This window comes from Alistipes sp. (assembly GCF_048465635.1).
Classification (GTDB): domain Bacteria; phylum Bacteroidota; class Bacteroidia; order Bacteroidales; family Rikenellaceae; genus Alistipes.
This window is the reverse complement of the sequence record NZ_DBFWLF010000004.1, coordinates 157,034-182,087: the sequence shown is the minus strand read 5'-3', so window position 1 is coordinate 182,087 and position 25,054 is coordinate 157,034. Positions and strand designations below refer to the sequence as shown.

Genomic DNA, 25,054 nt, shown 5'->3' with positions numbered 1-25,054 from the left:
CATGGCACGAAAAAAGAACAAACGCATAACCGCCGGCGGCAACATCGGACGCACGCCGTCCCAGACCATCGTACTCCAGCCATCGCGCCGGGGCGGTCTCGATGTGGCTGTTTACATGGACAGCATCCGCAAGGCCGAACTGATCGACTACCCGCGGCGCGCAAAGCTCATCGACCTATACGCAGACGTGATGATTGACGGCCACCTGTTCTCGGTACGCCGCAAGCAGAAAGCCGCGATCCTATCGACGCCGATCCAGTTCATGCGGGACGGCGAAGTGGACGAGCGCATGCAGGAGCACATCGACTCGCCGTGGTTCAGCCATTTCATCGAAGACCTCGTGGATGACGAATGGGCGGGCGTCGGCGGTTCGCTCTTCCAGTTCTACCGGGAGAAGAACGGCTGGATCAATTATGAACTCATCCCGCGCAAGCACGTCGACGCGATCAACCGCACCATCCTCCGCAACCAGACCGATCTTGTCGGCGAGAGCTGGGATGAGTTCTCCGACCTGCTTTATATCGGCAACCCTCGGCAAATCGGCTCGCTGGCCGTTCCCGCCTTCTGGGTCATCCTCAAGCGCAACAACGTCGCCGACTGGGCCGAACTCGGAGAAATTTTCGGTCGGCCCATCCGCGAAGGGACATACGACGCATGGGATACGCAGGCCCGAGACAAACTCATCGAAGACATCTACAACATGGGAGGCGCGGGGGTGATAGTCCATCCGGACGGCACGAAGATCAACCTGCTGCAGGCATCGAACATCTCGGGCGGCAGCGACCTCTACGACCGGCTGCATGCCGTCTGCAACAGCGAAATCAGTAAGGCCGTGAACGGAAATACGCTGACTACCGAAGCCGGGGACAAGGGCACGCAGGCTCTCGGAACCGTCCAGCAGGAGGGTGAAGTAGACATCACGTTCTTCATCAAGCGCCGCATCCTCGACATCCTGAATTACGAGGTATCTGACGTGTTCGCATCGATGGGCATCGACACGACAGGTGGCAAGTTCGCTTTCGTCCCACCGAAGAAGAAAGACCCATCCAAACAGATCGACATCATCTGCCGCCTGAAACGCGATGCCGGGCTGCCTATCGACGACGACTACCTCTACGAAGAGTTCGGCATCCCGAAGCCGGACAACTACGACGAGCTGAAAGCCGCAAAGCAGGCCGCACGGCCCGCCGTCGAGCCGGAGCCGGAACCGAGGGACGACGCGGGGAAGAAACCCGATCAGCAAGGCGGAAAAGCCGCAAGAAAGGAAGGCAACCTGATTGACCGGATGCGAGGTTTTTTCGGTCTCGCCCCCGGCGACACGGGGGCGGATTTAGACTGGTAGTCGATGCGCTCTATCTCGACGCGGCGGAGTCGGCCGAGAACGGATTCACCTTCGACAGCAACGTGCTGGCCGAAGCGCTGCAGAATATCTACCGCCGCAGCTATGACCCGCGCACGGAGATAGACGGCCGGCTCTTCGAGGAAATCGGCAAAGTCCTGAACGATGCGACCGATGCCGCCTTCTCCGGGAGCGGTGCGGACGGGGACTTCCTGCAACAGATCAAGACGAACAACGCGGTGTTCGCCGCATTCAAAACCCACCGCATGGGCCGGGACATGGCGGCACAGCTATTCGATGCCGAGGGGAACCTGAAGCCGTTCCAGAAGTTCCGCGCCGACGTGGAGCCGATAGCCAGCCACCATGTCGATGCGTGGCTCCGCACGGAGTACGACACCGCGGTCAAGCGGGCACACCGCGCTGCCGAAATGCGGCAGTTCATGGCCGAAGCCGATGTGCTGCCCAACATCGAGTGGCTGCCCTCGACGGCGGTAAACCCCCGCGAGTCGCACATGCCGTTCTACCACCGCATCTGGCCCGTCGACGATCCCTTCTGGGAAGACCACAAACCCGGCGATGAGTGGGGATGCCAGTGCGGATGGGCAGCCACGGCCGAGGAACCTACCGACAACTCCGGTCTGGGCGGCGAGCGAATCGAGCCGTCGCCCGGCCTGCGAGGGAACCCGGCCCGCACCGGGCAGGTCTTCTCTGATGATCATCCCTACTTTCCCTCGGACTGCAAGACCTGCCCGTTCAAGGGCGTGCAGCTCTCGCTCTTCACCAACCGGACGAAGGATTGCTACCGTTGCCGCAACATCCTGCGGACGATCCTGCAAGCCAAGACCGCCCCGGTCATCGAGCAATACAAGCGTCTGAAAGCCGATCCCGACTACAGGGAGGTGAAGTACGACAAACCAAGCGGCGGGATAAGTGCCATTCACAAGGAGCACCGCTTCGATCCGACGAAAGGGGTGTTCGGCATCCGCCGCGGAGAATACGAACGGCTTGCCGTGGAGGTGCTGCGAAAAGGAGGCCACCGCGTCGTCCTTGCATCGGAGCAGGCCGCCGACGGTGTGAAGTGCCCGGACGGGCTGCTGGACGATGTGGTGATGGACATCAAGGCCGTGGAAGGCACGGGGCGTTACACGATCAAGAACAAGTTCGACGCTGCCTGCGCCCAGCGGGCGAAGTGCGTCGTGATCTATTTCCACGACCGGGCGATGTATTCAAAAGAGCGGGTGCGCGAAGGATGGCAGCTCTATCTGGGCGACCTTCGCAGCCGCGAGCAAGTGATCGAGCGGGTGGTGTGCGTCGTTGAAGACGAGGTGATCGACTTCACCCCATAAAAAATCCCTCTCGTTGCGGGACGAAAGGGAGTGAAGACGTTGAAAAGCGGGGAGCGAACCCCTCGCCCGTCCTCAACGACAAATATACAACAATTATTCCGATATACCAAATTTCGGGCAAACGAGGGCTCCGAAGCCCGTTCAAAAAACGTTCGAATGGACATTAAACAATTCGCTGACCTGCTCCGGTCGAAACGTAAGGAGGTCGACACCCTGATGCGACGCGCGATGCCGATCCGTGTGGGTAACCTCGCAAAGCGGCATTATCAGGAGAACTTTCGTCAAGGAGGATTCGTAAACGACGGACTCAAGCCGTGGCCGAAGACTAAACGGCAGACAGGCGGCGGGAAATCGGCCGCCAGTCAGCACGGCCCGCTGTTGAGCACCCGCAACCACCTCTTCAGCGAGGTGCGCTACGAAACCGGCGACTATCGCGTCAGGGTGTTCAACCCGGTTCCCTATGCCCCCGTCCACAACTGGGGCGCAACGTTGACACCCACCGTAACGCCCAAAATGAGGCGGTTTGCGTGGGCAATGTACTACCAAGCATCCGGGAAGTCGAAGGCGGCAGGAAAAGGCCGCAAATCGGCTAAAAAGGAGCAACCGGGCGGAAGCGTCGACCCGGAAGCTGCGATGTGGCGAGGGTTGGCGCTTACCAAGAAAAAACGGCTCTCAATCAAGATTCCGCAGCGGCAGTTCATTGGCCAAAGCCGCGAACTGGACGATGCCCTTCGAGTAGACATTGAACGGCAACTCGAACAAATCCTTAAATCCTAAATGGAAAGCATGAAACTCGCGCTGATGCAGCGCATCCGGGCAGAACTGCCCGAACTGGCCCTCGTCGATGAAGACTACGGGCAGCTCGAAACCGACGAAGATCAGTACCCGGTTGTCTTTCCCTGCGTGCTGGTCTCCATCCCAAAGACCGAGTGGACGACGCAGAGCGCCGTGCGCCCGATCCGCCAGCGCGGCACGGCAACGCTAAACGTGAAGCTGGCTATCGACTGCTACGACGATACGCATATCGGATCGTCGACGGAAGAGAAGGTGCTGGAGCGGGAAGCGATGAACGACCACCTGTTCCGGGCCGTGCAGGGTTACAAGCATCGCCGGGAAACTTCCGCGCTGGCGCGTACCGAAAGCACCGAATATCCCCTCGGCGGCGGCGTGAAGGTGTACATGACCTCATTTCAGTATAGCGAAATGATGACGGAGTAGCCCGCTCATTCCCCGGCGAAGAGACGGAGCTGGGCGGAGGTCAGCCGTGGAACCTTGACTTTCGGTTTGGGCTTGATGTCGCTGTCTGGATTCATCCGGCTGTACTCGCGGATGATGGCCAACACTCGCTGCTCGGAGATGAAGAATTCCCGCTCGGAAAGAATCTTCAGCGCATCGTCGAAACGCAGACGCTCCATCTCCGTCCAATAGTACCACCGGCGGCAGAGCGCTTCGTTGCGATTTGCTATGAGTTGTTTGTTTCTTCCTTTCGGCATGTAAGCGGGAAACAGATACGATTCAGCACAAAAATAGGGAGAAACACGCGGTTTCTCCTTATTTGCTTAACACTTTTAAGATAAGAATACTAAATTTGCAGAAAATCAACTTTCCCGATATGAAACGCTTTCTGACGATCCTTTCCGTGCTCCTGCTCTTCACCACCGTCTCTTGCTCCGAAGATGACGCCCCCTCTCACGATGAACTGGTCGGATCGGTCTGGAGTCAGACCGACGGGAACCGCACCGATACCTTCTATTTTGCCCTCGATAATAAATGCACCTACGAATGGGAAATCGGCAATTTCGACCCGGTAAAGCAGGAGTACCGTTACTCGTTCAAAGCCCCGACCGTCACGATTGAAACCGGCGCGAACACTTACACCGGGCGTATAGAGGGCGATGTGCTTTCCATCCGTGTATTCGACCAAGACCTCACCCTAAAGAAGATCAGATAACAAGAATCCCGCTCAATCATGAGCGGGATTCTCATTCTTGCGCTGCCGAGAGTTTATTTATCCCGCAACGGCTGTCCGCAAAACGGACAATATCGGAAGCTCATATTAGGTGCATACCGACGGCGCTTTCCTCGGTCGAGGTATTTGCCGGAAACTTCAGCATACAACTCATAATTTCCGCTATCCATCATCAGGGCTTTGGTCTCGAATTCGACAGGCTCGATGATTTCGCCGTGATGGAGATTTGCCAGCTTGGACATATTCTCGTTAAGACGAGACTCTATCCGCTTAATGCAATCGCACATTGCTACGCCTCCTTTTCCATTGCGGCCAGCGAGAGCGGTAGCGTCCGTTTCACGCCCTGTTCGTCCTTGTATTGCACCGAGACGAACTGGCAGGTGTCGACGGGCCGGTAGGCTGCCTGAATGATGTCCGTCGCCTCGATCAGCTCCGGGTAGCCGGACTTGCGGGCGATTTCCCGAAGCTGCAGCACCCGGCTCGCCTTCAGGTTCCCCTTCTTATCACGCGAAAGCAGGTTCATCACCATCTCCGTCAGCGCGGCGGAATCCGCATCCCGTGCCAGCGAGCGGATGAACGTCTTGACCTTGTCGACCCCGGCATTGACCGTGTCGTCCCAGCCGTCGTTCGTGCGGTTGCCGAGCGTCACGGTGATCTTGCTGTCCGAAGAAGTGAACGAGTTGCTGTGCCGGTCTGTTTTGGTCTTGAACAGATCGTCCTTCATCTGGATCAATACTTCAGCCTCGGCGAAAATGCGATCTTTCTCCTGACGCATCTGACGGCTCAACTCCTCCAGCCGAGAGAACCCCGTCCGGCAAAACTCATCGACACCGTTCTTGTACGCTGCGATGTCCTCTTCGCGTTTCTGTTTCTCGGCACGCTCCTCGGCCTCAAGCTGCGCCTTCAACTCGGCGCGTTGTGCTGCTGTCATTTTGGTAATGTCCATAACCCTATTCATCGCATATGTCTTCGACCAGTTCCATCGGAAAGACATTCGCCACTCCGTTCTCTGCATCTTCCGCCAGCATAACTCCGACGAGCTCACCGGCTTTAAAAACATAGGTCGCCTCCTGCGGTTCTCTGATTCCCTTGATTTTTACTTTCATGGCTTTATTTGATTTGTCGTTTTTTTCGTCGTTGCAGTCTGGTCAACCGTTGTTTCCGGTGCGATCTCGAATGTCTCCTCGGTACTGTCGATTGAAATCTGATAGGCGGAAGCCGTAGTTGAAAACGTCGAATCATGGCTGCAAGGTTGCCAACCACACCCCATGTAAACCTGAAACTTTGCTCGGTTTCCCTTACGGCTTTCACCATCGCTTCGAGCGCTTCCGTCACTCTGGAATTTTGTTTATTCCAATGCGCGTGAGCAGGCTCAAACGCTTGATTCGGAACAACAAGGTCGTCGCAGATGATGTAATCGACCGTGCGGACGGTTCCGAGAGGTTTCCCATCGATTGACAATGTCGGTTCGCCCCATTTGTATTCTTCTGCCATCGCCCCTACTTTTTGAGTTCACCCATCACACCCCGCTCCATGCGGTTCTTCACCCGCTCCTCGCACGCGTCGAGGAACATCCGCAAACCGGCGAGCATCTTGGCGTTCTGCTCCGACGGAAACCGCGCGTTCAGTTTCTCATGGCGGTCGAGCAGCGCCAGTACGAGCTGCTCGGATTGAAGGCCCGGTACGATGGAACCGTCGTCGTTTTTCCGCACGAACTGCACGACCTGTTCCGTATCGGTGTACTGCGTTTTGCCGTCGACGAATCCGAGGCATTCCCGGATGATGTAGCAATGCGCACCGCCGTAGGTTTCGTCCTCGACAACGGAGATCGTCTGCTCTTCGCTCGGATAGACCCTCGCGTCGATAGGCTTCACCTCATCGACGATACACCATACATAGAGGCTGGCGGACGGAAGTCCAATCTTCAACCCGCTTCCATTCGCCTGCAATATAATCTCCTTCTCGATATTGAATCCTCGGAAGATACCCTGATACTGTTCTCGGTTGTTGAAAACCAATACAATCTCCACACCTTGACGGCATTCAGTTAAATCGGCGGGCAGTCGCCACACACCTACTTGTTTCTTTTCCATAGCAGCTATCGATATAAAGGGTTTAAGTGTCTCGTGGATTCATTGGCAGATCGAACGGCCTGCCGCGATGCTTCCCAGAGGAGCGAATCCCGATGTGTCTTAGGAATCCATCGGGGAACACGTTTGGCTTCGGAATCGCGTACGATATAGATGCGCCGTTCAACGACGGTCGCTTTCCGGCAGGGGCAGCAGCCGATCACTATCAACATACTGCATAGGCATAAAATTATCCTTTTCATAAATTACCGAGTTTACCGATTTTTTGAAGCCATTCACCGAGGCCACTGAACAACCAGCCGAGGCATAAGGTCAAAGTAAGACCGGCGACAGCCACTACAAAAGCAACCCCGAAAGTAGGGAGTACGAATAGCCAATGAAACACCATCATTAGCGGAGCAAGTGTGGCGCAGAAGAGAATAATTGACTTGGAAGGCCGATCTTTTCCCTTGTAGAGCGTGAAAAGCCAGCTATGAACCAACGGACAAGGCCAGCGCAGTTCGATAACCCACTTCCCCAATCCCAAATGATGACCGACAGTAATCAATCCTGATTTAACTGAAAATCCGAGGTCTTTCACATGAATTACGTTTCTCATATCATACGTTTTTTGGTTAAGACTGCAGGTCGCCCGGACTCGAACCGGGATAACAGCCTCATTGCTTTGGCCATTGTGCTATGCCTCCGGTGGAACCGGAAGCCCTGCCGACCCGTTTGCCGGTCTTTCCCGGCTGCCAGAGTCTTTCGCGTCATCTGTCCGATGGAGTCAAACGTCCTGTTCCGCTTTGCCACCGCCGCAACCTTTTCGGCGGAAAACCCTTGCGCCATCGTCGCCCTACTCGCGCTCGATCAATCTCTAAAAGGGGTTTGCGGGCAGCCGGGGACTCGAACCCCTCGTTTGCTTTTCAAACAGCCAATCTTTCCCAAAATTCTGTCTGCCTGTCGCTGCCCGTATCAGGTTACTTCATAGCCCACCTCCTTTCGTCTGATTGTCACATACTGTCCGATAATCTTGAGCGCTTCGTCGTAAGAGTGCGATTGCATCACCGCCTTCATCATTTCGGACGCGTCGCCTTCGGCATGCTCTCTTTTCCATCTACGTTCCGTTGGATTCCCTCCGCGCGGAACCGCCGCAAGCATCGCAGCCCGTGCCGCACGCATTAGGGTGAACACATTGCCGTCCGGCCCCTGCAAATCAACTTTGACAATCGGCTTTTCCATATCAGCTCGGCAGTTGGTTATCTCGAATGATGAGTGGAATCTGAATGACCCGCTTCGGCTTCACGGGCCGAGGCTTGCGCAGGATGGCCTCCAGCTTCGGCACGAGCGCTTGCAGCTCCTCGACGGTCAGAAGGCCGAACGGCTTGCCGGCGATGCGCGGCGAGAGGCAGAACTCGTTCACCGAGGCGAACGTGCGGTCGGCCGTATCGACGCCCAGCCGCTGCATGCGGTTCAGCGCCGCCGAGCGTGCCCGGCGCAGGCGCTCCTTGTATTCGGCGGTGCTCTCGCCGAGCTGCTTGCCCGTCTGCAGGCACTCGCACATCTCTTCGTACTCGGCCGGGGTCATCTCGCGCAGCGACGAGGTGCGGCCGTGGGTGAACTGCGACACCAGCACCTCCTTGTGCTCCTCGAGGTCGATGCCCTTCGCCCGGGCAATGGCATAGAGCCGCGAGAAGTTACGCTTCCGTTTCATGACGTTGTTCGATATTGGATTCAACCGCCGCGTGGGCGTCGAAAGTTTCCGCCAGAAAGATGCGCATGCGCCGCTGGCGGGCGATAAGGTATTCGATCATCGCCCCCTCGCTCTGCTGCCAGTCCGGCAGCATGTAGATCGCGTCGCAGCGAAGCAGCAGGGCGACATCCTTTCCCATCTGGTCGGGCCACTCGGCCTCGAACGGCAGCCCATTCTCGAGCGGGCTGACCGGACAGAACCCGAAGCGGCGGATTTTCGCTTCCGCGGCTCTGAACTTGGCGATCACCTCGCTGATCGGCAGGCCAGTAATCTTGCCGCTGATGTAGATTTTTTGGATATTCATAGGTCAATCTTCGATTATGGTACTGTCGTGCAGCAGGTCTTTGAATCGGCGATCCCGAGCCGCCTTTGTGTCGAATTTCTCGAACGTGCGCCATTCGGAAAATCCGAACTGCTTGTACTTGATCCGGGGCGTCGGCTGGTCATCTTTTCGGATGAGCATGAAGCCGGCCTTCAGCACTTTGTTTTGTGAATTCAAATCCATTTCGTTTCGTTTTTACTGGTTTACCCCCCCCCAATAGCGCCGCGCGCCCTCTTCGTAGATCGTGCATTCGCCTACCGGGCCGATGTAGCGGCCCTTGCTAAACGCCTTGTAGCCCTCGACCCAGATTTTGAGCGCCGCGTCGTACATCACTTTGTTCGCCGTGCGGCCGTCCGGGCGCTTGCCGTCGGCATGGCTGACGAAAATCAGCAGCTTGTTGCGGTGGCGCTCCTTGAAGGCGATATACTCCTTGTAGGACATCTGCAGGTACTGGAAGGAGTCGATCACCACGAAGTCCCACGTCCGGGGCTTCGACAGCCGCTCGTCCATTTCGGCAAAGGTCATCGTGTCGTTGTACTGGAAGCGGCTGCCGCACTCGTCCGCCCGGTAGCGGCGGATGGCGTCCTGCGTCGTGCCGCCCAGCCCCTCCTCGAGCGGCAGGTAGAGCACCTTGCCGTGGGCGCACAGCGCCTTGCAGAACGAGACCACCGCCGAGGTTTTGCCGTTGCCGCTGTTGCCCCAGAAGAAGACCACCCCCGTTCGGTCGATCTCCCCGACGCAGTCGTCCCAGATGCCGCCCAGACGGATCGTCCGGCGCTTGATCGTCAGAACCTGTTTTGCGGATAGTGTGCGGCCCATTTGAAAAGTGATTGAGTGGGGTTTGAACAGCGATTTACCGAAGCGCGGCGAGTCGCTTGCATTTGTGGACGGCCTTTTTCACGCGGCGCATGTCGTACTTGCAGGTCGAGGCGTCCTTCACGACCTCGGCGATGGCCCGCTCGTTGTCGAGTCCGTTCGCCCGGCAGACGGCGGCCACCTCGTGTGCCGACGCGGGCGTGAGGTCGATGAAGCGCCGGCAGACGCGCGAGAAAATTTCGTCGTACCCCTTCTTGTTGTAGGTAAGTCCGTTCTCCATGCGGCGCTTGATATACTCGGTCGAGAGGAAGATGATCCCGCAATGCCCTTCGAGGGCGTTGTAGATGGAGATGAAGTAGTAGAACACCGAATCCATCAGCTTGTCGCCCTCGTCGAAAATCAGCAGCGGGGCTTCAAGGGTCTTGAGCTGATCCGTGACTATCTGGAGCCGCTCGCGCAGGCTCTCCTTGTTGCTCTTGATGCCGATTACGCGGGCCAGTTCCCGGATGAAGTCCCCGCGCTGCATGTCCTCCGAGCAGCAGATGTGGAAGGCGTTCTCGTGGGTCTCTACATAGGCGCGGGCCGTCGTGGATTTGCCCAGACCGGCGCTGCCGACCACCCATGCGACGCTGCGGTTCTGCTGCGCGTCCTGCAGCAGCACGGTCAGCTCACGGAAGGCCGTCGTCTCGCAAAGCGTCCAGTCGCCCACGCCGACCGGTGCGACCTGCGAGCGGATGCGCAGGAACATCTCGTCGCTGATGTTGTCGAACTTGTCGTTCAGGATCGTGCTGATCGTGCCGGCGCTGATGCCGGTGAGCGAGTTCACCGCCTTGTTCTGGCTGGGATACTTGGCCACATACGCCTGCAGTTGGGCCTTGATGACCTGCTTCTCTTCGTGGGATAACTGTTTCATATCACTTGGTTTTTAGGATTACATTCTGTTGAAAATGGACGCCGGATCGGCGTTGCTGATCATCTTCTCGTATTCGCCGACGGCCATCGGCTCCGCGGCCGGCTCCGACGGGATGACCATAATAGCGTCGGCCAGCCGCTCGTACTCTTTCTCGCTGATGCCTTTGAGCGCCGGCGTGTGCAGCCCGTGCTGCTCTGGGGCGACCCCGTGCTCCAGCTCCAGCGCATGGTTCTCGATCTGCCGCCGGACGCGCTCGCGTTTGTTCATCGCGTCGTTCAGTCGTATCAGCTCCATGTCGCCCGGCCGCTGCTCCTGAATGTTCCGTCGCACGGCAAGGTACGGATAGGCCACCGTCTCATAGCGCAGCCCCATCGGCGTCTGGGTATAGAGCAGCGCCCGATCCATCCGCTCGGGGTCGAAGCGCACGAAGAACTCGCGGCCGGTATTCTCCCGCCGCCACTCGTAATCGGGCGTACCGTCGGCGGCCAGCACCTCGTAGGTGTATTTGCGGTTGCGGTACTGGATCGTAATGCCGTCGGCCGTGAAGGGACTCGACTGCTCGGTGGTCAACCAGAACATGTCGATCATATCCAGCTCCGTCACCGGCTCCGTTGCGGGGTTGACGCTTTCGAGGTACATTTGCTCACGCGTCTTTTCCGCGCAGGCCGGGTGCGGCATGGCGTTCCATCGGCTGCGTGCCTCGGCATAGGCCGCCAGCAGCTCCTCGTAGGTATAGAGCTTCTCCCGGTTCGCCTCGAGGAACTCGCGGTTGATTTTCCACGCATCCTTCGAGGATATATTGCCGCCCGTAAAACGCCAGTCGGCGTGCAGCACCTGCTTTTGGAAGCGGCCGAATACCGACTCGATGGTCTTGGACGGGGCGTTATAGGGTGCGGTCGGACGGGTTATTTGTGCGATGCCCGCGAAGAACCGCTTGGCGATCTTACTCCGCTGGCCGCCCTGATTGTCGGTGACGATCTCGTAGGGCTTGTGCCCGGACGTCTCGACCGCCATGCGGAAAGCCCGGAATTGGGCGTCGAAGTTCTCGGTGGGGCTGACGCAGTAGCCCAGCAGCATCTCGCTATAGGCATCGACGACCTCGTAGACCTGCACCGTGCGCACCACCATCCGCCCGCCCTCGACGGCCTTGTAGTAGAGGTTGAGCTTCGTGCCGTCACCATACCAGAGCGAATCCCGCAGGGTGGGCATCTCGGTCTTGTTGCGCCGGGCGAAGAGCTGCTTGGCCGCCAACTCGCCGTAGACGGCGTCGTACCACAGCGGCTTCACCTCCGGCCGTTCGAGGTACTGCACCAGCGAGGAGTACGAGGCGAGCGGCTTCCAGCCCCGCCGCTCGGCGATGCGGTTGAACTCCTCGAAGAGCTGCTTGGTCGTGTAGACCGGGACGCGGCAGCGGCGCAGGGCCACGATTTGACGCCCGGCGGCCGGGGTAATTTTCAGTGTATTGCTGTTGCAGAATTTGCCCGATACGAGGCATCCGTAGCCCTCTTTCATGTACTGGCGCAGTTTGTCCCGCAGCCGGGCTTCGCTTTTCGGCAGGGTATGCCCATAGGCGTCGCGCAGCTCCCCGGCCGCTGCAAAAAGGTTGGCCCAGATGACGGGGGTGTTGTTGTTGCAGGCGCGACGCATCACCTTCTGTGTTTGGAGCATTTCGCGCAGGGCGTTGAGCACCCGCGCATTGAGCGTGTACTCCTCCTGCTTCGCCAGCGGCAGGTGTTCGCCGTTGGGCAGCAGGTACTGGAAAAAGTATTTTTGTGCTTCAGTATCGGCCGCAAGCGGCAGTTCTTCCTGTTTCATCGTCTTTTCGGGATCGCCGTATTTCGTCTCGAACCGCACGCGGAACCGTTCAGGCAGCGAGTGGTATTCGATGAGGGCTTTCTTGCAACGGCAGGCGCGCTGGAGGACGTTGACTTGTCCTCGCTTGATGAGGTGGTCGTAGATGGCCTTGGTCATCACGGCTTCGCCATCATCCCAACGCGTCAGGTCGTGCATCGTCACCGCGAGTATGTTTCCAAAAAATTCCATCGTTTGTTGATCCATTCGTGGAGCGCCGGGAGTCGAACCCGGAAAGCCGTCGCTTTGCAGTCCGTGCCGTTCCAATCCATTATTCTGCCGCCGGATACCTGTTACAAGATTTCATCGATTTCGTCGGCAGATTCCAGAATCTGATCCCGCACGCTTTCCATTGTGTCGATGGCTTCCTGCGATCTCTCGCCGCGCTCTGACTCTTGCAGCGACTCCGGCATGTTGTCGTACGCTGCCTGCTCTTCGTCGCAAAGAATATCCAGACGGTCGTAGATGGCACGAAGCTCGGTCTGTATTTCCTGAAGTTGTTTTCGTCTTGTATTGTTCATGACCTTATCCGTTTAATGAATCCGCAAGCCCCTGCGCCTCGAATACGATATTTCCCCAGTCCTTTATCACCACCTGCTCGTAGGTCTTAATCGGTTCCTCGCCGTGGAGGATCACCGCCGTGCAGCGGTCGTTGTCGAACTCCACGCGAACACCGTTTGAAAAGGTTTGAATGATACGCCGTACCGAGCCATCCTCTCGATGTTCATAGTCGGTCTGGCAGTTCGGCATGAACCCGGCCGGTGTCGTGATCGAATTCTTCACCACCCCGCCGTTGGTCATAGCCGCAGCCCGGATGCGTTTGGCAAGGTCACTGTTCGTAACGAAATTCAGAGCCGACCAGACAGTGACACCGGTCGTGTTGAACGTTCGCCGTAGCTGTGCCTTCTTTTCTTTGGGTAAATCGATGTATTTCATCTGCTTTGCTTATTAAGTAATTATCACTATCTTTACCGCCGTCTTAATCATTAAGACACCGCAATATTAGTAGTTTATTTTCTAATATGCAAATATTATGCGAGTTTTTATTCTATTATTTTATGGGGGCAATAGAAAGATTACGACAGTTCATTGATTATAAAAGGATTAGCAAGTACCAATTTTATAAAAAAACCGGGCTTGCTAATGGATATTTGGATCGCAACGGAAGCATCGGCTCCGATAAATGCGAGATTATAATCGAGCAATACCCAGAGATTCGATTGGAATGGCTGATACTTGGAAAAGGAGCTATGCTACACGGTGAGGACACACAGCTTGCAACCCCGAAAATAGAGGCACAATTTTCGCTTCGCACAGATAAAAAGGTCGCCATGCAAAATGTTCCACTCTACGAACTGGATGCCACCGCCGGATTGGTGGCTCTGTTCAGCGAAGCATCCAGACAGGTTCCGATCAGCCATCTGCAAATCCCCGATCTTCCTCCTTGTGATGGGGCTATCTATGTACGGGGGGACTCGATGTATCCGCTATTGAAAAGCGGCGACATTGTTTTATACAAGGAAATCCCCGGCGGCTCAAGCAGCATTCTTTGGGGCGAAATGTATTTGCTGTCGTTTGTGCTCGAAGGCGAAACTTACATCACCATCAAGTATATCCAGAAAGCTGACGATGAACGATTCGTTCGATTGGTCAGCCATAATCCGCACCATTCTCCAAAAGATATTCCGGCTGATTCCATCCGGGCGCTTGCCCTTGTGAAGGCAAGCGTGCGATTCAATACTTTAGGATAACCGCACGTCTCGCGCACCATTTCCGATACAAAACAGCGATATGACTGGATTATTTCGCTGTTTTTTAATGTATTGTACAATACAGCATACCAGTTTTGTGTCAAAAATACCCGTCATTAAGGGGTGTTTTAAGTCGTTTCTTCCTGCATTTTATGCGGCTTTGATGCGTTTAATATTCAGTTTGAGCGCATAATTTTACACTATATTGGCCGTCCATTTGGCCGTCCATTATAGATATTTCGTTTTTGTTCGACGTTTCGACATGGCTGTCCATTTGGCCGTCCAAAAGGCCGCGCATTTTCCGAATCGCTGAAAAAGGTAACTATCGAATTACGGAAGGCACACTCTTTTCAGATGCTGGTTGAACGGTATATAAACATCGTTTGAATAATAATCACAGGAACCTTTTTACATGATGGCTGACAAAGGGCAAAATAGCCATTCTATGGGGCTTCCTCACGTTTCTGTATTCGTCTGTACACAAAAAAATCGCCGCCGAAATTTGGCCGTTTCTGACCGTTTTCGGTGGCGATGTAACATCCTCGCTTGAATGCCGCGTTCAAACCGGGGCTGAAGTAACACAAAAGTAACGTTGAAGTAACATTTGGTTTAGGGCAGCGTCCGGGGGTGTCGTTCTGCTAACTGTTTGATAAATAAAGGTAATCTATCATTCTTTCGCTGCTCTTCTTTTATACGTTTCGTTTTATCCCCGGTAAACGGAACTGGCGCGAACGGGCCCGGGGCCGCCCGGAGTGCATAGCACCCACCCGACCGCGCGTGACGGCCTCCCCACCCCGAAGCACACCGCCCGGAAACAACCGGAACAACACGAACGAAGCGGCGCGAACGGGTCCGGGGCCGCCCGGATAGGAGCGGTCGAAACGGGAGCAACCGGATCGGGCGCGAACGGAACGAGCGCGGTCGAGGCAGCGCGGTCGAAGCGGCGCGAGCGGATCCGGGGCGCCCGGATGGGAGCGGTCGAAGCGGAAACAACCGGAACAGCGCAACAAAAACGGGAGCAACCGAAGCGGGAGCGAACGGGACGGGAGCAACCGGATCGGGCGCGAACGGGACAGCAAGGTCAGATCGGAAACGACCGGATCGGGCGCACCCGAAGCGGCGCACCCGGCGGAAGCGCGATGCAGGAAAAAAGCATGATACGATTTTAAACAACCAACTATGACAGACAGTTACGAAACCCTTTCGGTAGGCAAGTACGAAAAACTGCTTCAGGCACGGGCGGACTACGAGCAGAAGGACGTGAACGCCCTGAATCTGGCCATACTGGCCATCCTCACGGACAGGTCGGAGGAGGAGCTGCTCGACCTGAAACTGCCCGAATTTCGGGCGCTGACGGACAGGGCGGGATTCCTGCGAACGGCCCCGCGCCCCGAGCCGGTGGCCCGGCGCTACCGCCTGAAGGAGTACGACCTGAGGCCGGTAACGGACGTGCGCAGGATGACCGCGGCCCAGTATATCGATTTTCAGACCTTCGCCCGCGAAGAGACGGGCTGCACGGCGGAACTCCTCTCGTGCTTTCTCATACCGCGCGGGAGGCGCTACAACGACGGGTACGACATCCGGGAGGTGCAGGCGGCCATCCGCGAATCGCTCCCGATCACCCGGGGCCTCGGCCTGCTCGCTTTTTTTTTGAAAAAATCGCGGCAGTCAACCATCAGTACGCTACGCTCTTCGATCAGGACGATGAAGCGGACGAAGCCGACGCCGCAGACGCTCAAGGCGATGAGCATGGCGGAACTTTCGATGGCTTTGCTCAAAAGTGGGGATGGGTCTCTCATGTCGATGCCGTTGCTGAGCTGACCCGCACCCCGTGGGCGCAGGTGTGGGAGCTGCCCCTGATCGAGTTCCTCAACATCCTGGCTTATCGCCGCGACAAGAACAGCGAGGAGCGGCGAAGACTGGATGCGTGGAGACGAAGACACTGACCGCGATTCGACCCGCCGGCCGGGGTGCTGGCATCGATCTTCCGGCAGGGGTGCTGCGCCGACCCGATGGCAGGGGTGCTGGCGGCGATCTTCCGGCAGGGGTGCTGCGCCGACCGCCAGCCGGGCGCTGGCTACGATCTTCCGGCAGGGGTGCTGCGCCGACCGCCAGCCGGGCGCAGCCCCCCCCAGCCGCGGTACGGACAGAAATCGATGGAAAGATATTTACCCGAAAAAGTTATGACAAAAGCGCAACCCATCTGGAAAGACTTCATCGTCCTGCTCGAAGGCGAGAGCTGGGGCGATTCGGTCCGGTATTACGTCACGTGCGACGGCGAGCGGATCTTTTCCGGCAAGGCCCACCGGCGCCCGGGCGACGAAAGCATCCGGTTTACGATCAACGACATTTGCGCACCCTATCTGTCGCAGGATTTCCGGCCCGAATCGCTTTCGGAGCGCGGGGTCGTGCGCAACGAGGGTGCGGGAAGGCATTTCGCCGTCTTCGACAGCAGCGACCACACGCTGCTCGACGAGGTGTTCTTCTACCTCGATTTCAGCTTCGACCCCTCCTACGACGCCACGAAGGCGGGGCCGTCGCTGCCGGTGACCGGGACGGTCGATCCGCGGCAGACCCTCGTGGTCTCGACCTACGACGATTCGCTGGTCGAGGTCCGCGTCACAACCTCACAGGGCCGGGAACTGGCCTTCACCCACCGCGGGGCGGGGACGCCCGCGACGCTCTACTTCCCCGTGGGCGACTTCCCGGACGCCCGGAAGATCGAGGCGCTGGGCCGCACCTACGAGGTGGCCCGGCGGTGCGGCCGGTACGTGCTCTACTACGTCAACGCCTTCGGCGGCTGGGATTCGCTCGCGGTCGACGGCACGGCGCTGGAGACCGACAACTACACCCGGTCCACCTACAAACGCTCGTATGACAACAGCGCCCCGTGGGCGAAGGGCACGGTGAACTACCGGAACGACTACGAGAAGAGCGTGAAGCTGGTGACGGGTTGGCTCTCCGACGAGCAGTCGCGGCGGATGCACCACCTGTTCGGCTCGACCAACGTCTACCTGCACGACCTAAGCACGCATACCACCCGCGCCGTCACGATCAGCGACAAATCGTTCGTTTACAAAACCTACCGCTCGGAGGGGCGCCGGCTGGTGAACTATACCCTCAACGCAACCGTATCGCAGGATTTCACACGACAATGAGCAGACGCAGAATCACCCTATACATCGCCGGGCGCCCGGCCGACCTGTCGCAGGAGTCGCTCGTGCAGATGAACTACGCCGCCGAGGAGCTTTCCAACCCGGCGGTGGTCAAAAACAGCTATTCGCAGCAGGTGACGCTCCCCGCGACCCGCAACAACGATGCGATTTTCGGCGGGATGTTCCGCGCCGACCGCCGCACCGTGGAGGGCGGAGGCGCCGGAACCGGCTTCAACCCCCTCGCCCGCACGCCGTTCGCCATCTACGACCAGCGGGGCGAGCTGCTCGAATCGGGCTATGTGAAGCTCGACACCGTCACCCGCAAGAAGGGCGCCCCGGCCTACGTGGTCACGCTCTACGGCGGTCTGGGTTCGTTCTTCTACACGCTCTCCTACGACGACGAGGGGAACGCGCTGACGCTCGGCGACCTGCCGCTGTTCGAGAACGAGCAGGAGGAGGTCTTCTTCACTATCAACAAAGAGACCGTCGTCGAGGCGTGGGACGCGCTGCGGACGGGGACCAGCGAGCAGTGGCGGATCGTGAATTTCGCACCGGCCTACAACGGACTGCCCGAGGGCGATTTCGACCCCGACAAGGCGATGGGCAAGCCCGAGCAGATCGGAGGGACCTCCTACCATATCGCCGAAGACGGAAAGCATTACATTCCCTACGGGCCGAACGGCGAGGCGCTCTACGACCTGGGCGAGGAGTTCACCGAGTGGCAGACCAAGGATCTGCGCAGCTATTTGCAGCGGCCCGTGGTCTCGGTCAAGGCGCTGATCGGCGGCATCGCGCGATTCGCGGCGGCGCGCGGGTTCACCCTGCAAACCGACAAAGCGTGGTTTCACGACAAGAACCCCTACTACGAAAAGGCCTGGATGACGCTGCCGATGATCGCCGGGCGCACGAAAATCTCCGAAAGCGACGAATTTGCCATCCGGGCGCCGGAGCAGCTCGAGGGCGTGGCGCCCTACTTCGTCAATCCGATGAAAATCGCCTACGAACCCGGCCTGCTCAAGAGCGGCGCCGAGGTCACCGTGACATGCAATCCGACGATTTGCGTGCAGTTAAATGACAGAACTCCTTCCAATGTTGGGCTGAATCCACCAAGTATCATTAACTACGCAAACGTAAACCGCGGTGTGATCGTTTTTTTGCAGGTCCAGTTGTTAGACAACGCCCGAAACATCGTGGGTTTCAGCCCCGTAAAACTGGCTACCACCTTTGAATGGACGATCAATCAATATCCTGCCGCCACCATCGCAAACCTCGCCAACCTGGAGACGATGAACACCTCGAGCATCGATCCGACGATCGTCTACGCCCCCTTGATACGCCGACCCGAAACGCGGGAGTCTCCGTATTTCAATGTTTGGCAGATGAACGATGACAGGTTGAAGATGGCCGCCACCGGGCTCAATGCGGTAACGGCCGTGCTCTGTTTCGAATGGCGGGTGATCTATTCAGATGGTGACGACAACTTGTCTTTTCACAAAGACATGAACTACAACGTATACGATCTCTACAGCACATATCTCAAATACCCCATCCAGCAGATGGGCGGGCACGACTTCCAGGCGACGCTGGCCTACAAGCTGGCGGACGAATACCGCAGCAACGCCGAGATCACGCAGGCCGACCTGTTCGCCGACACGATCAGCCCGATGCAATTCCTGCTCTCCTACTCGAAGACCTTCGGGCTGGCGTACACCTACGACAAGGCGACCCGGACGGTCAGCCTCTCGACCCGCAACACGCTCTACGACGGCGAGGTGATCGATCTGGAGGCACGCATCGACCGCTCGCAGCAGATCAAGACGACGCCGGTGGTCGCCACGACCAAATGGCTCTCGTTCTCCGTCGGGGAGTCCGCGGGCGAGTTCGCGGAGTACTACGGCGAAAAATACGGCCGGGAGTACGGCGCGCAGCGGGTCAACACGGGTTACGAGTTCAACGCCGACACCAAAGAGGTGCTCGACAGCGCGGAGTTCGGCGGCGCCGCCGAGGTGCTCGAACGCTCCATCTATTTCAACAACCTCACTTTCGGCGGCCGGGACACCCCCTCGCCGTTCCTGAACGGAAAGGCCTCCTACCGGCTCTACCACAATGGCGACAAGGACACCTCCATCGAACTGGGCGGTCTGACCCCGGGAGGAAACGGTGTGGAGATCGACTATTTCGACGACAAGCTGCGCTCCTACGACATCCTGCCGAAGCTGCAATGCCACGGCCAGGACAACGAAGCCGCGGACGGGGACAACATCCTCCTCTTTCACAAAGGGTGCATCGCGGAGTATCCGCAGATCGCCCGGGCGTACCGGCGCTTCCTGGTCACGGACGATTCGTCCGAGATGATCGCCCTGAACGGCAAGCCGTGCTGGGAACTCTCCGTGGGCGAGCCGGCGCGCGATATGCCTGTTTTCGGGCGGTTCTGGATGAAGGGGCGGGAGATCGTCCACTCGCTGGAGTTCGCAACGCCCGAGGAGGTGGACCTGCCGATGGTTTCGATCGGTCAGAACACCACCGTCTACGAGCGGTTCTGGCGCCGGTACATCGAAGACCGCTATCACGTCGACACGCGCGTAAGGACCCTCTACGTCGACTGGCGGGGGATTCAGGTCGGGGAACACCTGCTGCGCAAATTCTACTACGCGGACAACGCGCTCTGGGTGCTGAACAAGATTTCGAACTACTCGCTCACGGGCATCGGCACGACGCAGTGCGAGCTGGTGAAGGTGCAGGACCCGACGGCCTACACCGCGGGGCAGCTCCTGCCCGTCAAATACCGCCTCGCATTGAACGGCGCCGAGGCGGACGCATCGGAGCGTATCGGCGCCAACGGCGGCGAGGTGTCGGTGGACTATCAGACCAACGGGACTATCCGCATCGGAGCGTTCTCGGAGGGGCTGACCGTCACCGTCACGGACGAAAAGATCGTGATCCGGGTCCCGGAAAACACGCAGGGGGCCTGGAACTACTTTGTCGCCGCCTTCTGCGTGGCCGAGGATAGCGACATAGAGCGCCGGATCGTCATCCGGCAGAACGCCCGCACGAACAACACCCTGCGCGGAGCGCTCGTGATGAACATCACCAGTCGGCTCCCGCAGGCGGAGTTGTCGGCTGAGATGCCCGTCGCTTCGGACCTGCGCGTGCGCTTCGTCACCGAGCCTTCTGAAGCTGTCCATGAATACATCATGCCCGCAGGGACGGAGCGTATCGTGACGGACAACGCGATCGACCCGTCGAGCGCGAGGGTCGTCATCCGATCCGTCGAGCCGGAGCGGGACGATCGGTACAACTACGTAATCGTCAATCCGGAGCCTTATTATCTGCGGTTGGGGTCTCCGCTCACCCGGCTGGTCGCGCAGCAGGGCGGGGTTGTCACGGATACCGTCCTGACGAACGGCACGCCTGTCATCAAATCCACGCTTGGCATCTCCCTGCTGCAAGTCACGCTGACCGGTACGAGCATTTCGGTGTCGGTCCCCGCCAACCTGTCGCTCAGCACCCGATCCATTCAGGTAGAGCTGACATTGGAGGAGGATCCGGGCGTCACAGCCGTATTGAGCATCGATCAGCTGGGGAAGACGCTCTCTCCCCCGGACCCCGTGGCGTAGAAGAGGGTTTTATGAAAAACGAAGCAACGATAAACAACAGAACAGATGGCAAATGAAATAACAGGGGCAACCCGGATCGACGCCTCGAAGAGCACGCAGACCGTGCGGGAGTTGCAGAACGAGGTCGGGCGGCTCACGGCGGAGTTGCACAAACTCAAAGCCGGCACGGAGGAGTATGCGGCGGCGCAGCAGCTGGCCGCACAGAAGCAGCAGGAGCTGACGGCGGCGTTCGAAATCAGCCGCGGGGCGGCGGCAGAGATGGAGACCTCCGCCAAACGCCTGGCCGCGGCCGCGGCCGAAAATCAGAAAGCCGTCGCGGGCGTCGTCGAGGCGATGCGTGCCTGGAGGGGCGCCGCGATCGGGACGGACGGCGTTTTGCAGGAGTCGGCGGCGACCCTGAGCGCCGTCACCGACACCCTCCGCCGGCAGACGGCGGCCGTCAGCGAACTCCGCACGCAGCAAAACGAACTCGCCCGGCAGGCGGCCGACGAGGCCAGCGTGCTGGAGGAGGTTATCCGGGTGCGGAAGGAGCTGAACGACGCCATCGCCGCCGGGGTCATCAGCGAGCAGGCTGCCGCCAGCGAGAAGCAGTTTCTGCGGAAGGTGGAGGCGGACTACCAGGCGAGCCTTTCGCAGACGCAGGCGGAGCTGAGGGCCGCGACCGCGCAGATGCAGGCGGCCGAAGGGTCGTACAACGGGATGTCCCGCCAGGTAGACACTCTCCGCGACGCATACCGGCAGCTGGGAGCGGCCGCACGGGAGTCGACCGAGGGGAAGCAGCTGATCGGGCAGCTGATCGAACTGGCTGCGGGGTTGAAGAGCGTGGACGCAGAGATGGGCAACCACCGGCGAAACGTCGACAGTTATCAGAGCGCTCTGGGCGGTCTGGGAAAAGCGTTCGGCGCCACGAAAGGTGCGCTCGGGCTGGTAAGGGTCGGCATGGAAGCGGCCGTCGGGGTCTTCCACGGCCTGATCGAGGCTGCGAAGAGCACGCAGAAGACCGGGGACGCCCTGAATATGGCCGTCGCCGCGTGGAGCTCCGGGTGGGAGGTGTTCAAGAAAAACCTGGCTGCGGGATCGTTCGAAAACCTCTCGGCCCGGATGCTGGAGGCGGCCCGCGCCGGCCGGGAGCTCGCGGCTATCCTCGACGGCGTGTTCGAGCGGACCAATTCGATCAACCTCCAGGCCGCCAGGCTGGACGAGGAGAATGTGAAGCTCTGTGCGGATATGAGGAATGTCAACCTCTCGTACGAAGAGCGCATCGCCGCCGGCAACAAGTATCTTGATAACGTTACGTCGATCAGGGAGCAGGAGATCGCCAACGCCGTGCAGGTGCGCGACGCCCAGCTCGAAAATCTCTTCGCACTTACCAACACCCGCGAATTCGCCTCCCGGCAGGAGCGCGAAGCCGCGAAAGAGGAGCTGGCGAACGGAATCGAGCGCTACAACCTCCGGCAGCAGGAGATCGAGGCGGTAAACGACTATATCTCGGCGCAAAGCCAGGCCAATGCGCTGCATGACAGCATTTCACAGGCGGAATTCGGCGCCGTGCGCGTTGCCGAGCAGGCGACCCGGGCTCAGGAAAATGCGAACGAGGCGTATGCCCGCTTGAAAGGGATTGCGGGCGAGAACACGGAAAGTTTGATCGCTTTCGTCAAGCAGTACAACCTCTCCAACGACGAGCAGGTCAAGGGGTATGTGGACGCGGAGATCGCCTGCCGCAAATTGACGGCATCGACCCTTTCGGACCAGCAGCAGATCATGTCGGGCATCGATTCCGTCCGCACCGAACAGGAGCGCGCCGAGCAGGCCCGGCAGACAGCCGCCCGGCAAGCGGGCGAAGAGGCCCAAAGAGCGGCTGAGCAGGAGAACCGAAGGGCGAAAGCCATCGCCGATGCGAACCGGGAGGTCGAGCGGCGCGTCGAGCTGATGAAGGCCGAACGGATACCCGATGCGGAGGGCGGAGAGTTCGCCGTGGCGCAGGTGAAATACCAGCAGGAGCTGGAAGATTTCAATGCGATGGTCGCCGAAAAGGGCATCACCGAGGCCAATGCGATGGCGTACCGGGAGCAGCTTCAGGCCCAATTCGAGGAGAACATCCGCAACATCCACAACGAGAACCTCCAAGAGCAGACGGCAGACCTGATGCGGGAGCTCGACAAGGAGATGGAGGCCACGTTCAAGGCAGGCGAGAAGATCCTCAAAGAGGAACAGAAGGGTCTCAATGAGAAGAAGAAGATCGAAAAGGCGAAGCGCGAGACCGTGCTGAACGTCGCCAGCAGCACGCTCGGCTCCCTCTCCTCCATTCTGGGCGAGGAGACCGCGGCGGGCAAGGCCGCGGCAGTTGCGGCGGCCACCATCGACACCTATAAGGCGGCGAACTCGGCCTACGCCGCTCTGTCGGGCGTTCCGTTCGTCGGCCCCGCATTGGGTGCTGCCGCGGCGGCTGCGGCGGTCGTGGCGGGTATCGCAAACGTGAAGAAGATTCTCTCGACCAGCACCGACAGTTCGGGCTCTTCCGCGAGTACCCCCTCGAGCGTGGCCACCCCCACCGTGGTGACGCCTCCCGCGGTGATTCAGCAGGTTCCGGTCATCAGGACGCTCACGGGGGCGAGCGAGGAGGAGCGGCTGAATCAGATGGCCGGCGATCAGCGCGTCTATCTGGTCTACTCCGACGTGGAGCAGGCGGGGCGTCAGGTCGAGGTGCAGCAGACGGAGACGACTTTCTGACCCCCTCCCCGGACGGGAAGAGCCGCGGGTTTCCGCGGCTTTTTTGCGGATGGGTTGGACAAAAAACCGGCATTTGATATTTCCCCGTGAACGACCCGAGGCAAACCGGCACGCCCGCTTCGTCGGGGTCATCCACGGCAAGGCCCCCGGTCAGAGGCCCCGATGCCGAAGCAGACGGCGCAGCTGCGCATCCGCCGATTCGCAAAGAGCCAGGCCCGAAGAGGGCGGCAAGCCGGGCGCGGACGACAGGTTCAGGAGGCGGAGCGCACGGCGAAAAGGAAGCAGCCAACCGGACGCATCCTGCCGAAGCCGCCCCGACCACACCATACAGAAGATGTCGGGACCGGGGCCCGAACAGGAGAGACCGAAAAGTAATTTACGCATATTCCGGGGCGGGAGTTGTGCCACCCCTATTATCAATCTCAAAAAAACAGAAAAAATGGCTTGTTCTCAAACTTTCAACGGGATTCCCTACGACTGCTCGACCTCGATGGGCGGCATCCGTGAGGTCTACATCGCCAATGCCGAGGATGTGACGGGAAAGACCCTCACCGACGGCATCGTAACGGCAATCACCCTGGCCAAGGCCGCGGAGGGCGCCGCCACTGCCAAGTACAAAAAGTACCTCTTCAGAAAGGGGACCGGGTCGATGACCTCGACGCTGAATGTCGATGCCGCGAACGGCGTGAACTACGTCTCGACCGAGCTGGTCCTCCAGTTCGCCAAGATGGAGACGGCCAAGCGCATCGAAATCGCCGCCCTGGCCGTGGGCGAACTGTCGGTCATCGTCAAGGATTCGAACGGCAAGTACTGGATGCTCGGCTACGACGAGCCGGTGACCGCCAGCGCCGGAGACGGCTCGACGGGAACCGCCGTCACCGATGCGAACAAGTACGGGATCACGCTGCTGGACACCGCCCAGAGCTTCCCGTACGAGGTGAGCGCCGAGATCATCGCCGACCTGGTCGACTAAGCTGACGGAAGCGGGCGCATCGCAAGGGGTGCGCCCTTTTTTTTATGAAGCAATGCGACTGACGCAAGAGGAGTTCGCCATCGCGGCCCGGTGGGAAACGAACATGCAGACGGCCATCCGGTCGCGGTATCTGCGCAATGTGGGGCGCACGGCATTGGAGCGGCTCGTTTCCATCTACGAGCGCATCAGCGGCGAGCGCAGGCACATCAACCCCAACTGCGCGGCCTGCGTCGCGGAGCTGCTCCAGCGGCTCGGGGCCGTCTACTTCGCCGATAAGGCCGAGCGGGAGCGGGCGAACGCGGAGCCGGGGCGGGCAGAGCCGGGGCGGGAGCGGGCGGAGGAAGAGCAGCGTTGAGCCGGAAGCGGTGCAGGCAGATCGGGAACGGTGTAGAGCCGGAACCGGAGAAGCCGGGACGGGAGCGACGTTGAACCGGAACCGGAGAAAGCCGC

Annotated in this window: 28 protein-coding genes; 12 read left to right on the top strand and 16 right to left on the bottom strand. The window is 59.1% G+C overall.

What is annotated here, in order from left to right; all coding sequences use genetic code 11:
- Window position 1: 1 nt before the first annotated feature.
- The 4 genes from ACMO9O_RS00780 to ACMO9O_RS00765 all read left to right on the top strand — a co-directional run bounded on the left by ACMO9O_RS00780 (window position 2) and on the right by ACMO9O_RS00765 (window position 3,903).
- Entirely contained in the window at window positions 2–1,342 is a 1,341-nt protein-coding gene (locus ACMO9O_RS00780; RefSeq protein ID WP_418981716.1) for a phage portal protein family protein, read from the top strand.
- A 62-nt stretch (window positions 1,343–1,404) separates the two neighbouring features.
- The gene (locus ACMO9O_RS00775; protein WP_418981715.1) at window positions 1,405–2,685 is read left to right on the top strand and encodes a hypothetical protein; all 1,281 of its coding nucleotides are present in this window, start codon (window positions 1,405–1,407) and stop codon (window positions 2,683–2,685) included.
- A gap of 156 nt (window positions 2,686–2,841) precedes the next feature.
- A complete protein-coding gene (locus tag ACMO9O_RS00770) occupies window positions 2,842–3,462 on the top strand; it encodes a hypothetical protein (protein ID WP_418981714.1) in 621 nt (206 codons plus the stop codon).
- The gene (locus tag ACMO9O_RS00765; protein WP_418981713.1) at window positions 3,463–3,903 is read left to right on the top strand and encodes a hypothetical protein; all 441 of its coding nucleotides are present in this window, start codon (window positions 3,463–3,465) and stop codon (window positions 3,901–3,903) included.
- Window positions 3,904–3,908: 5 nt separating this feature from the next.
- Here ACMO9O_RS00765 and ACMO9O_RS00760 read toward each other — a convergent pair whose 3' ends face one another.
- Entirely contained in the window at window positions 3,909–4,178 is a 270-nt protein-coding gene (locus ACMO9O_RS00760) for a transposase (protein ID WP_418981712.1), read from the bottom strand.
- Between the two features lie 119 nt (window positions 4,179–4,297).
- Between ACMO9O_RS00760 and ACMO9O_RS00755 the strand changes: the two genes are divergently transcribed.
- Entirely contained in the window at window positions 4,298–4,636 is a 339-nt protein-coding gene (locus ACMO9O_RS00755; protein ID WP_418981711.1) for a hypothetical protein, read from the top strand.
- A gap of 53 nt (window positions 4,637–4,689) precedes the next feature.
- On the opposite strand, the gene ACMO9O_RS00750 is transcribed toward ACMO9O_RS00755, so the two are convergent.
- The 15 genes from ACMO9O_RS00750 to ACMO9O_RS00680 form a co-directional block, all read right to left on the bottom strand.
- Window positions 4,690–4,896: a hypothetical protein gene (locus tag ACMO9O_RS00750; RefSeq protein ID WP_418981710.1), complete on the bottom strand. Its 207-nt coding sequence runs from the start codon at window positions 4,894–4,896 to the stop codon at window positions 4,690–4,692.
- Window positions 4,897–4,943: 47 nt separating this feature from the next.
- Complete coding sequence (locus ACMO9O_RS00745) at window positions 4,944–5,600, bottom strand: DUF3164 family protein (RefSeq protein ID WP_418981709.1); 657 nt, start codon at window positions 5,598–5,600, stop codon at window positions 4,944–4,946.
- A gap of 4 nt (window positions 5,601–5,604) precedes the next feature.
- A complete protein-coding gene (locus ACMO9O_RS00740) occupies window positions 5,605–5,760 on the bottom strand; it encodes a hypothetical protein (RefSeq protein ID WP_418981708.1) in 156 nt (51 codons plus the stop codon).
- A 4-nt stretch (window positions 5,761–5,764) separates the two neighbouring features.
- Complete coding sequence (locus ACMO9O_RS00735; RefSeq protein WP_418981707.1) at window positions 5,765–6,148, bottom strand: hypothetical protein; 384 nt, start codon at window positions 6,146–6,148, stop codon at window positions 5,765–5,767.
- 5 nt (window positions 6,149–6,153) lie between these two features.
- Entirely contained in the window at window positions 6,154–6,747 is a 594-nt protein-coding gene (locus ACMO9O_RS00730; protein ID WP_418981706.1) for a hypothetical protein, read from the bottom strand.
- 235 nt (window positions 6,748–6,982) lie between these two features.
- Window positions 6,983–7,342, bottom strand: a complete 360-nt coding sequence (locus ACMO9O_RS00725; RefSeq protein WP_418981705.1) for a hypothetical protein — start codon at window positions 7,340–7,342, stop codon at window positions 6,983–6,985.
- Between the two features lie 356 nt (window positions 7,343–7,698).
- Window positions 7,699–7,965 carry a hypothetical protein gene (locus ACMO9O_RS00720; RefSeq protein WP_418981704.1) on the bottom strand — a complete coding sequence of 89 codons (267 nt, stop codon included), beginning with the start codon at window positions 7,963–7,965 and terminating at the stop codon, window positions 7,699–7,701.
- A gap of 1 nt (window position 7,966) precedes the next feature.
- On the bottom strand, window positions 7,967–8,437 hold the full coding sequence (locus ACMO9O_RS00715; RefSeq protein ID WP_418981703.1) for a hypothetical protein: 471 nt from the start codon (window positions 8,435–8,437) through the stop codon (window positions 7,967–7,969).
- A complete protein-coding gene (locus tag ACMO9O_RS00710; protein ID WP_418981702.1) occupies window positions 8,421–8,780 on the bottom strand; it encodes a DUF4406 domain-containing protein in 360 nt (119 codons plus the stop codon). Before ACMO9O_RS00710 ends, ACMO9O_RS00715 begins: the two co-directional genes overlap by 17 nt.
- A 3-nt stretch (window positions 8,781–8,783) precedes the next feature.
- The gene (locus ACMO9O_RS00705) at window positions 8,784–8,981 is read right to left on the bottom strand and encodes a hypothetical protein (RefSeq protein ID WP_418981701.1); all 198 of its coding nucleotides are present in this window, start codon (window positions 8,979–8,981) and stop codon (window positions 8,784–8,786) included.
- Window positions 8,982–8,993: 12 nt separating this feature from the next.
- Window positions 8,994–9,617 (bottom strand): hypothetical protein, encoded by a 624-nt coding sequence (locus ACMO9O_RS00700; protein WP_418981700.1) that lies wholly within the window; start codon window positions 9,615–9,617, stop codon window positions 8,994–8,996.
- A gap of 34 nt (window positions 9,618–9,651) precedes the next feature.
- Complete coding sequence (locus ACMO9O_RS00695) at window positions 9,652–10,527, bottom strand: AAA family ATPase (RefSeq protein ID WP_418981699.1); 876 nt, start codon at window positions 10,525–10,527, stop codon at window positions 9,652–9,654.
- An 18-nt stretch (window positions 10,528–10,545) separates the two neighbouring features.
- On the bottom strand, window positions 10,546–12,570 hold the full coding sequence (locus ACMO9O_RS00690) for a kinase (RefSeq protein WP_418981698.1): 2,025 nt from the start codon (window positions 12,568–12,570) through the stop codon (window positions 10,546–10,548).
- 101 nt (window positions 12,571–12,671) lie between these two features.
- On the bottom strand, window positions 12,672–12,899 hold the full coding sequence (locus tag ACMO9O_RS00685; protein WP_418981697.1) for a hypothetical protein: 228 nt from the start codon (window positions 12,897–12,899) through the stop codon (window positions 12,672–12,674).
- A gap of 4 nt (window positions 12,900–12,903) precedes the next feature.
- Entirely contained in the window at window positions 12,904–13,314 is a 411-nt protein-coding gene (locus tag ACMO9O_RS00680) for a hypothetical protein (RefSeq protein ID WP_418981696.1), read from the bottom strand.
- 122 nt (window positions 13,315–13,436) lie between these two features.
- Here ACMO9O_RS00680 and ACMO9O_RS00675 point away from each other — a divergent pair, with 122 nt between their 5' ends.
- The 7 genes from ACMO9O_RS00675 (at window position 13,437) to ACMO9O_RS00645 (ending at window position 24,959) form a co-directional block, all read left to right on the top strand.
- Window positions 13,437–14,129 carry a S24 family peptidase gene (locus tag ACMO9O_RS00675; protein WP_418981695.1) on the top strand — a complete coding sequence of 231 codons (693 nt, stop codon included), beginning with the start codon at window positions 13,437–13,439 and terminating at the stop codon, window positions 14,127–14,129.
- A gap of 1,179 nt (window positions 14,130–15,308) precedes the next feature.
- Window positions 15,309–15,950, top strand: coding sequence for a hypothetical protein (locus ACMO9O_RS00670; protein ID WP_418981694.1), 642 nt, complete (start codon window positions 15,309–15,311; stop codon window positions 15,948–15,950).
- Window positions 15,951–16,312: 362 nt separating this feature from the next.
- Window positions 16,313–17,287: a hypothetical protein gene (locus tag ACMO9O_RS00665; RefSeq protein WP_418981693.1), complete on the top strand. Its 975-nt coding sequence runs from the start codon at window positions 16,313–16,315 to the stop codon at window positions 17,285–17,287.
- Entirely contained in the window at window positions 17,284–20,901 is a 3,618-nt protein-coding gene (locus ACMO9O_RS00660; protein WP_418981692.1) for a hypothetical protein, read from the top strand. Before ACMO9O_RS00665 ends, ACMO9O_RS00660 begins: the two co-directional genes overlap by 4 nt.
- Window positions 20,902–20,946: 45 nt before the next feature.
- On the top strand, window positions 20,947–23,631 hold the full coding sequence (locus ACMO9O_RS00655) for a hypothetical protein (RefSeq protein ID WP_418981691.1): 2,685 nt from the start codon (window positions 20,947–20,949) through the stop codon (window positions 23,629–23,631).
- Between the two features lie 439 nt (window positions 23,632–24,070).
- Window positions 24,071–24,604, top strand: coding sequence for a hypothetical protein (locus ACMO9O_RS00650; RefSeq protein ID WP_418981690.1), 534 nt, complete (start codon window positions 24,071–24,073; stop codon window positions 24,602–24,604).
- Between the two features lie 52 nt (window positions 24,605–24,656).
- On the top strand, window positions 24,657–24,959 hold the full coding sequence (locus ACMO9O_RS00645; RefSeq protein ID WP_418981689.1) for a hypothetical protein: 303 nt from the start codon (window positions 24,657–24,659) through the stop codon (window positions 24,957–24,959).
- Window positions 24,960–25,054: the final 95 nt, after the last annotated feature.

Excerpts from the sequence above, each read along its gene's own strand:
- ACMO9O_RS00725 (WP_418981705.1), bottom strand. The coding sequence starts at position 7,342 with ATGAGAAACGTAATTCATGTGAAAGACCTCGGATTTTCAGTTAAATCA.
- ACMO9O_RS00770 (WP_418981714.1), top strand. The coding sequence starts at position 2,842 with ATGGACATTAAACAATTCGCTGACCTGCTCCGGTCGAAACGTAAGGAG.
- ACMO9O_RS00750 (WP_418981710.1), bottom strand. The coding sequence starts at position 4,896 with ATGTCCAAGCTGGCAAATCTCCATCACGGCGAAATCATCGAGCCTGTC.
- ACMO9O_RS00695 (WP_418981699.1), bottom strand. The coding sequence starts at position 10,527 with ATGAAACAGTTATCCCACGAAGAGAAGCAGGTCATCAAGGCCCAACTG.
- ACMO9O_RS00670 (WP_418981694.1), top strand. The coding sequence starts at position 15,309 with ATGACAGACAGTTACGAAACCCTTTCGGTAGGCAAGTACGAAAAACTG.
- ACMO9O_RS00675 (WP_418981695.1), top strand. The coding sequence starts at position 13,437 with ATGGGGGCAATAGAAAGATTACGACAGTTCATTGATTATAAAAGGATT.
- ACMO9O_RS00780 (WP_418981716.1), top strand. The coding sequence starts at position 2 with ATGGCACGAAAAAAGAACAAACGCATAACCGCCGGCGGCAACATCGGA.
- ACMO9O_RS00715 (WP_418981703.1), bottom strand. The coding sequence starts at position 8,437 with ATGAAACGGAAGCGTAACTTCTCGCGGCTCTATGCCATTGCCCGGGCG.
- ACMO9O_RS00700 (WP_418981700.1), bottom strand. The coding sequence starts at position 9,617 with ATGGGCCGCACACTATCCGCAAAACAGGTTCTGACGATCAAGCGCCGG.
- ACMO9O_RS00680 (WP_418981696.1), bottom strand. The coding sequence starts at position 13,314 with ATGAAATACATCGATTTACCCAAAGAAAAGAAGGCACAGCTACGGCGA.
- ACMO9O_RS00710 (WP_418981702.1), bottom strand. The coding sequence starts at position 8,780 with ATGAATATCCAAAAAATCTACATCAGCGGCAAGATTACTGGCCTGCCG.
- ACMO9O_RS00755 (WP_418981711.1), top strand. The coding sequence starts at position 4,298 with ATGAAACGCTTTCTGACGATCCTTTCCGTGCTCCTGCTCTTCACCACC.
- ACMO9O_RS00720 (WP_418981704.1), bottom strand. The coding sequence starts at position 7,965 with ATGGAAAAGCCGATTGTCAAAGTTGATTTGCAGGGGCCGGACGGCAAT.
- ACMO9O_RS00685 (WP_418981697.1), bottom strand. The coding sequence starts at position 12,899 with ATGAACAATACAAGACGAAAACAACTTCAGGAAATACAGACCGAGCTT.
- ACMO9O_RS00645 (WP_418981689.1), top strand. The coding sequence starts at position 24,657 with ATGCGACTGACGCAAGAGGAGTTCGCCATCGCGGCCCGGTGGGAAACG.
- ACMO9O_RS00665 (WP_418981693.1), top strand. The coding sequence starts at position 16,313 with ATGACAAAAGCGCAACCCATCTGGAAAGACTTCATCGTCCTGCTCGAA.
- ACMO9O_RS00740 (WP_418981708.1), bottom strand. The coding sequence starts at position 5,760 with ATGAAAGTAAAAATCAAGGGAATCAGAGAACCGCAGGAGGCGACCTAT.
- ACMO9O_RS00655 (WP_418981691.1), top strand. The coding sequence starts at position 20,947 with ATGGCAAATGAAATAACAGGGGCAACCCGGATCGACGCCTCGAAGAGC.
- ACMO9O_RS00730 (WP_418981706.1), bottom strand. The coding sequence starts at position 6,747 with ATGGAAAAGAAACAAGTAGGTGTGTGGCGACTGCCCGCCGATTTAACT.
- ACMO9O_RS00765 (WP_418981713.1), top strand. The coding sequence starts at position 3,463 with ATGGAAAGCATGAAACTCGCGCTGATGCAGCGCATCCGGGCAGAACTG.
- ACMO9O_RS00650 (WP_418981690.1), top strand. The coding sequence starts at position 24,071 with ATGGCTTGTTCTCAAACTTTCAACGGGATTCCCTACGACTGCTCGACC.
- ACMO9O_RS00745 (WP_418981709.1), bottom strand. The coding sequence starts at position 5,600 with ATGGACATTACCAAAATGACAGCAGCACAACGCGCCGAGTTGAAGGCG.
- ACMO9O_RS00705 (WP_418981701.1), bottom strand. The coding sequence starts at position 8,981 with ATGGATTTGAATTCACAAAACAAAGTGCTGAAGGCCGGCTTCATGCTC.
- ACMO9O_RS00760 (WP_418981712.1), bottom strand. The coding sequence starts at position 4,178 with ATGCCGAAAGGAAGAAACAAACAACTCATAGCAAATCGCAACGAAGCG.
- ACMO9O_RS00735 (WP_418981707.1), bottom strand. The coding sequence starts at position 6,148 with ATGGCAGAAGAATACAAATGGGGCGAACCGACATTGTCAATCGATGGG.
- ACMO9O_RS00660 (WP_418981692.1), top strand. The coding sequence starts at position 17,284 with ATGAGCAGACGCAGAATCACCCTATACATCGCCGGGCGCCCGGCCGAC.
- ACMO9O_RS00690 (WP_418981698.1), bottom strand. The coding sequence starts at position 12,570 with ATGGAATTTTTTGGAAACATACTCGCGGTGACGATGCACGACCTGACG.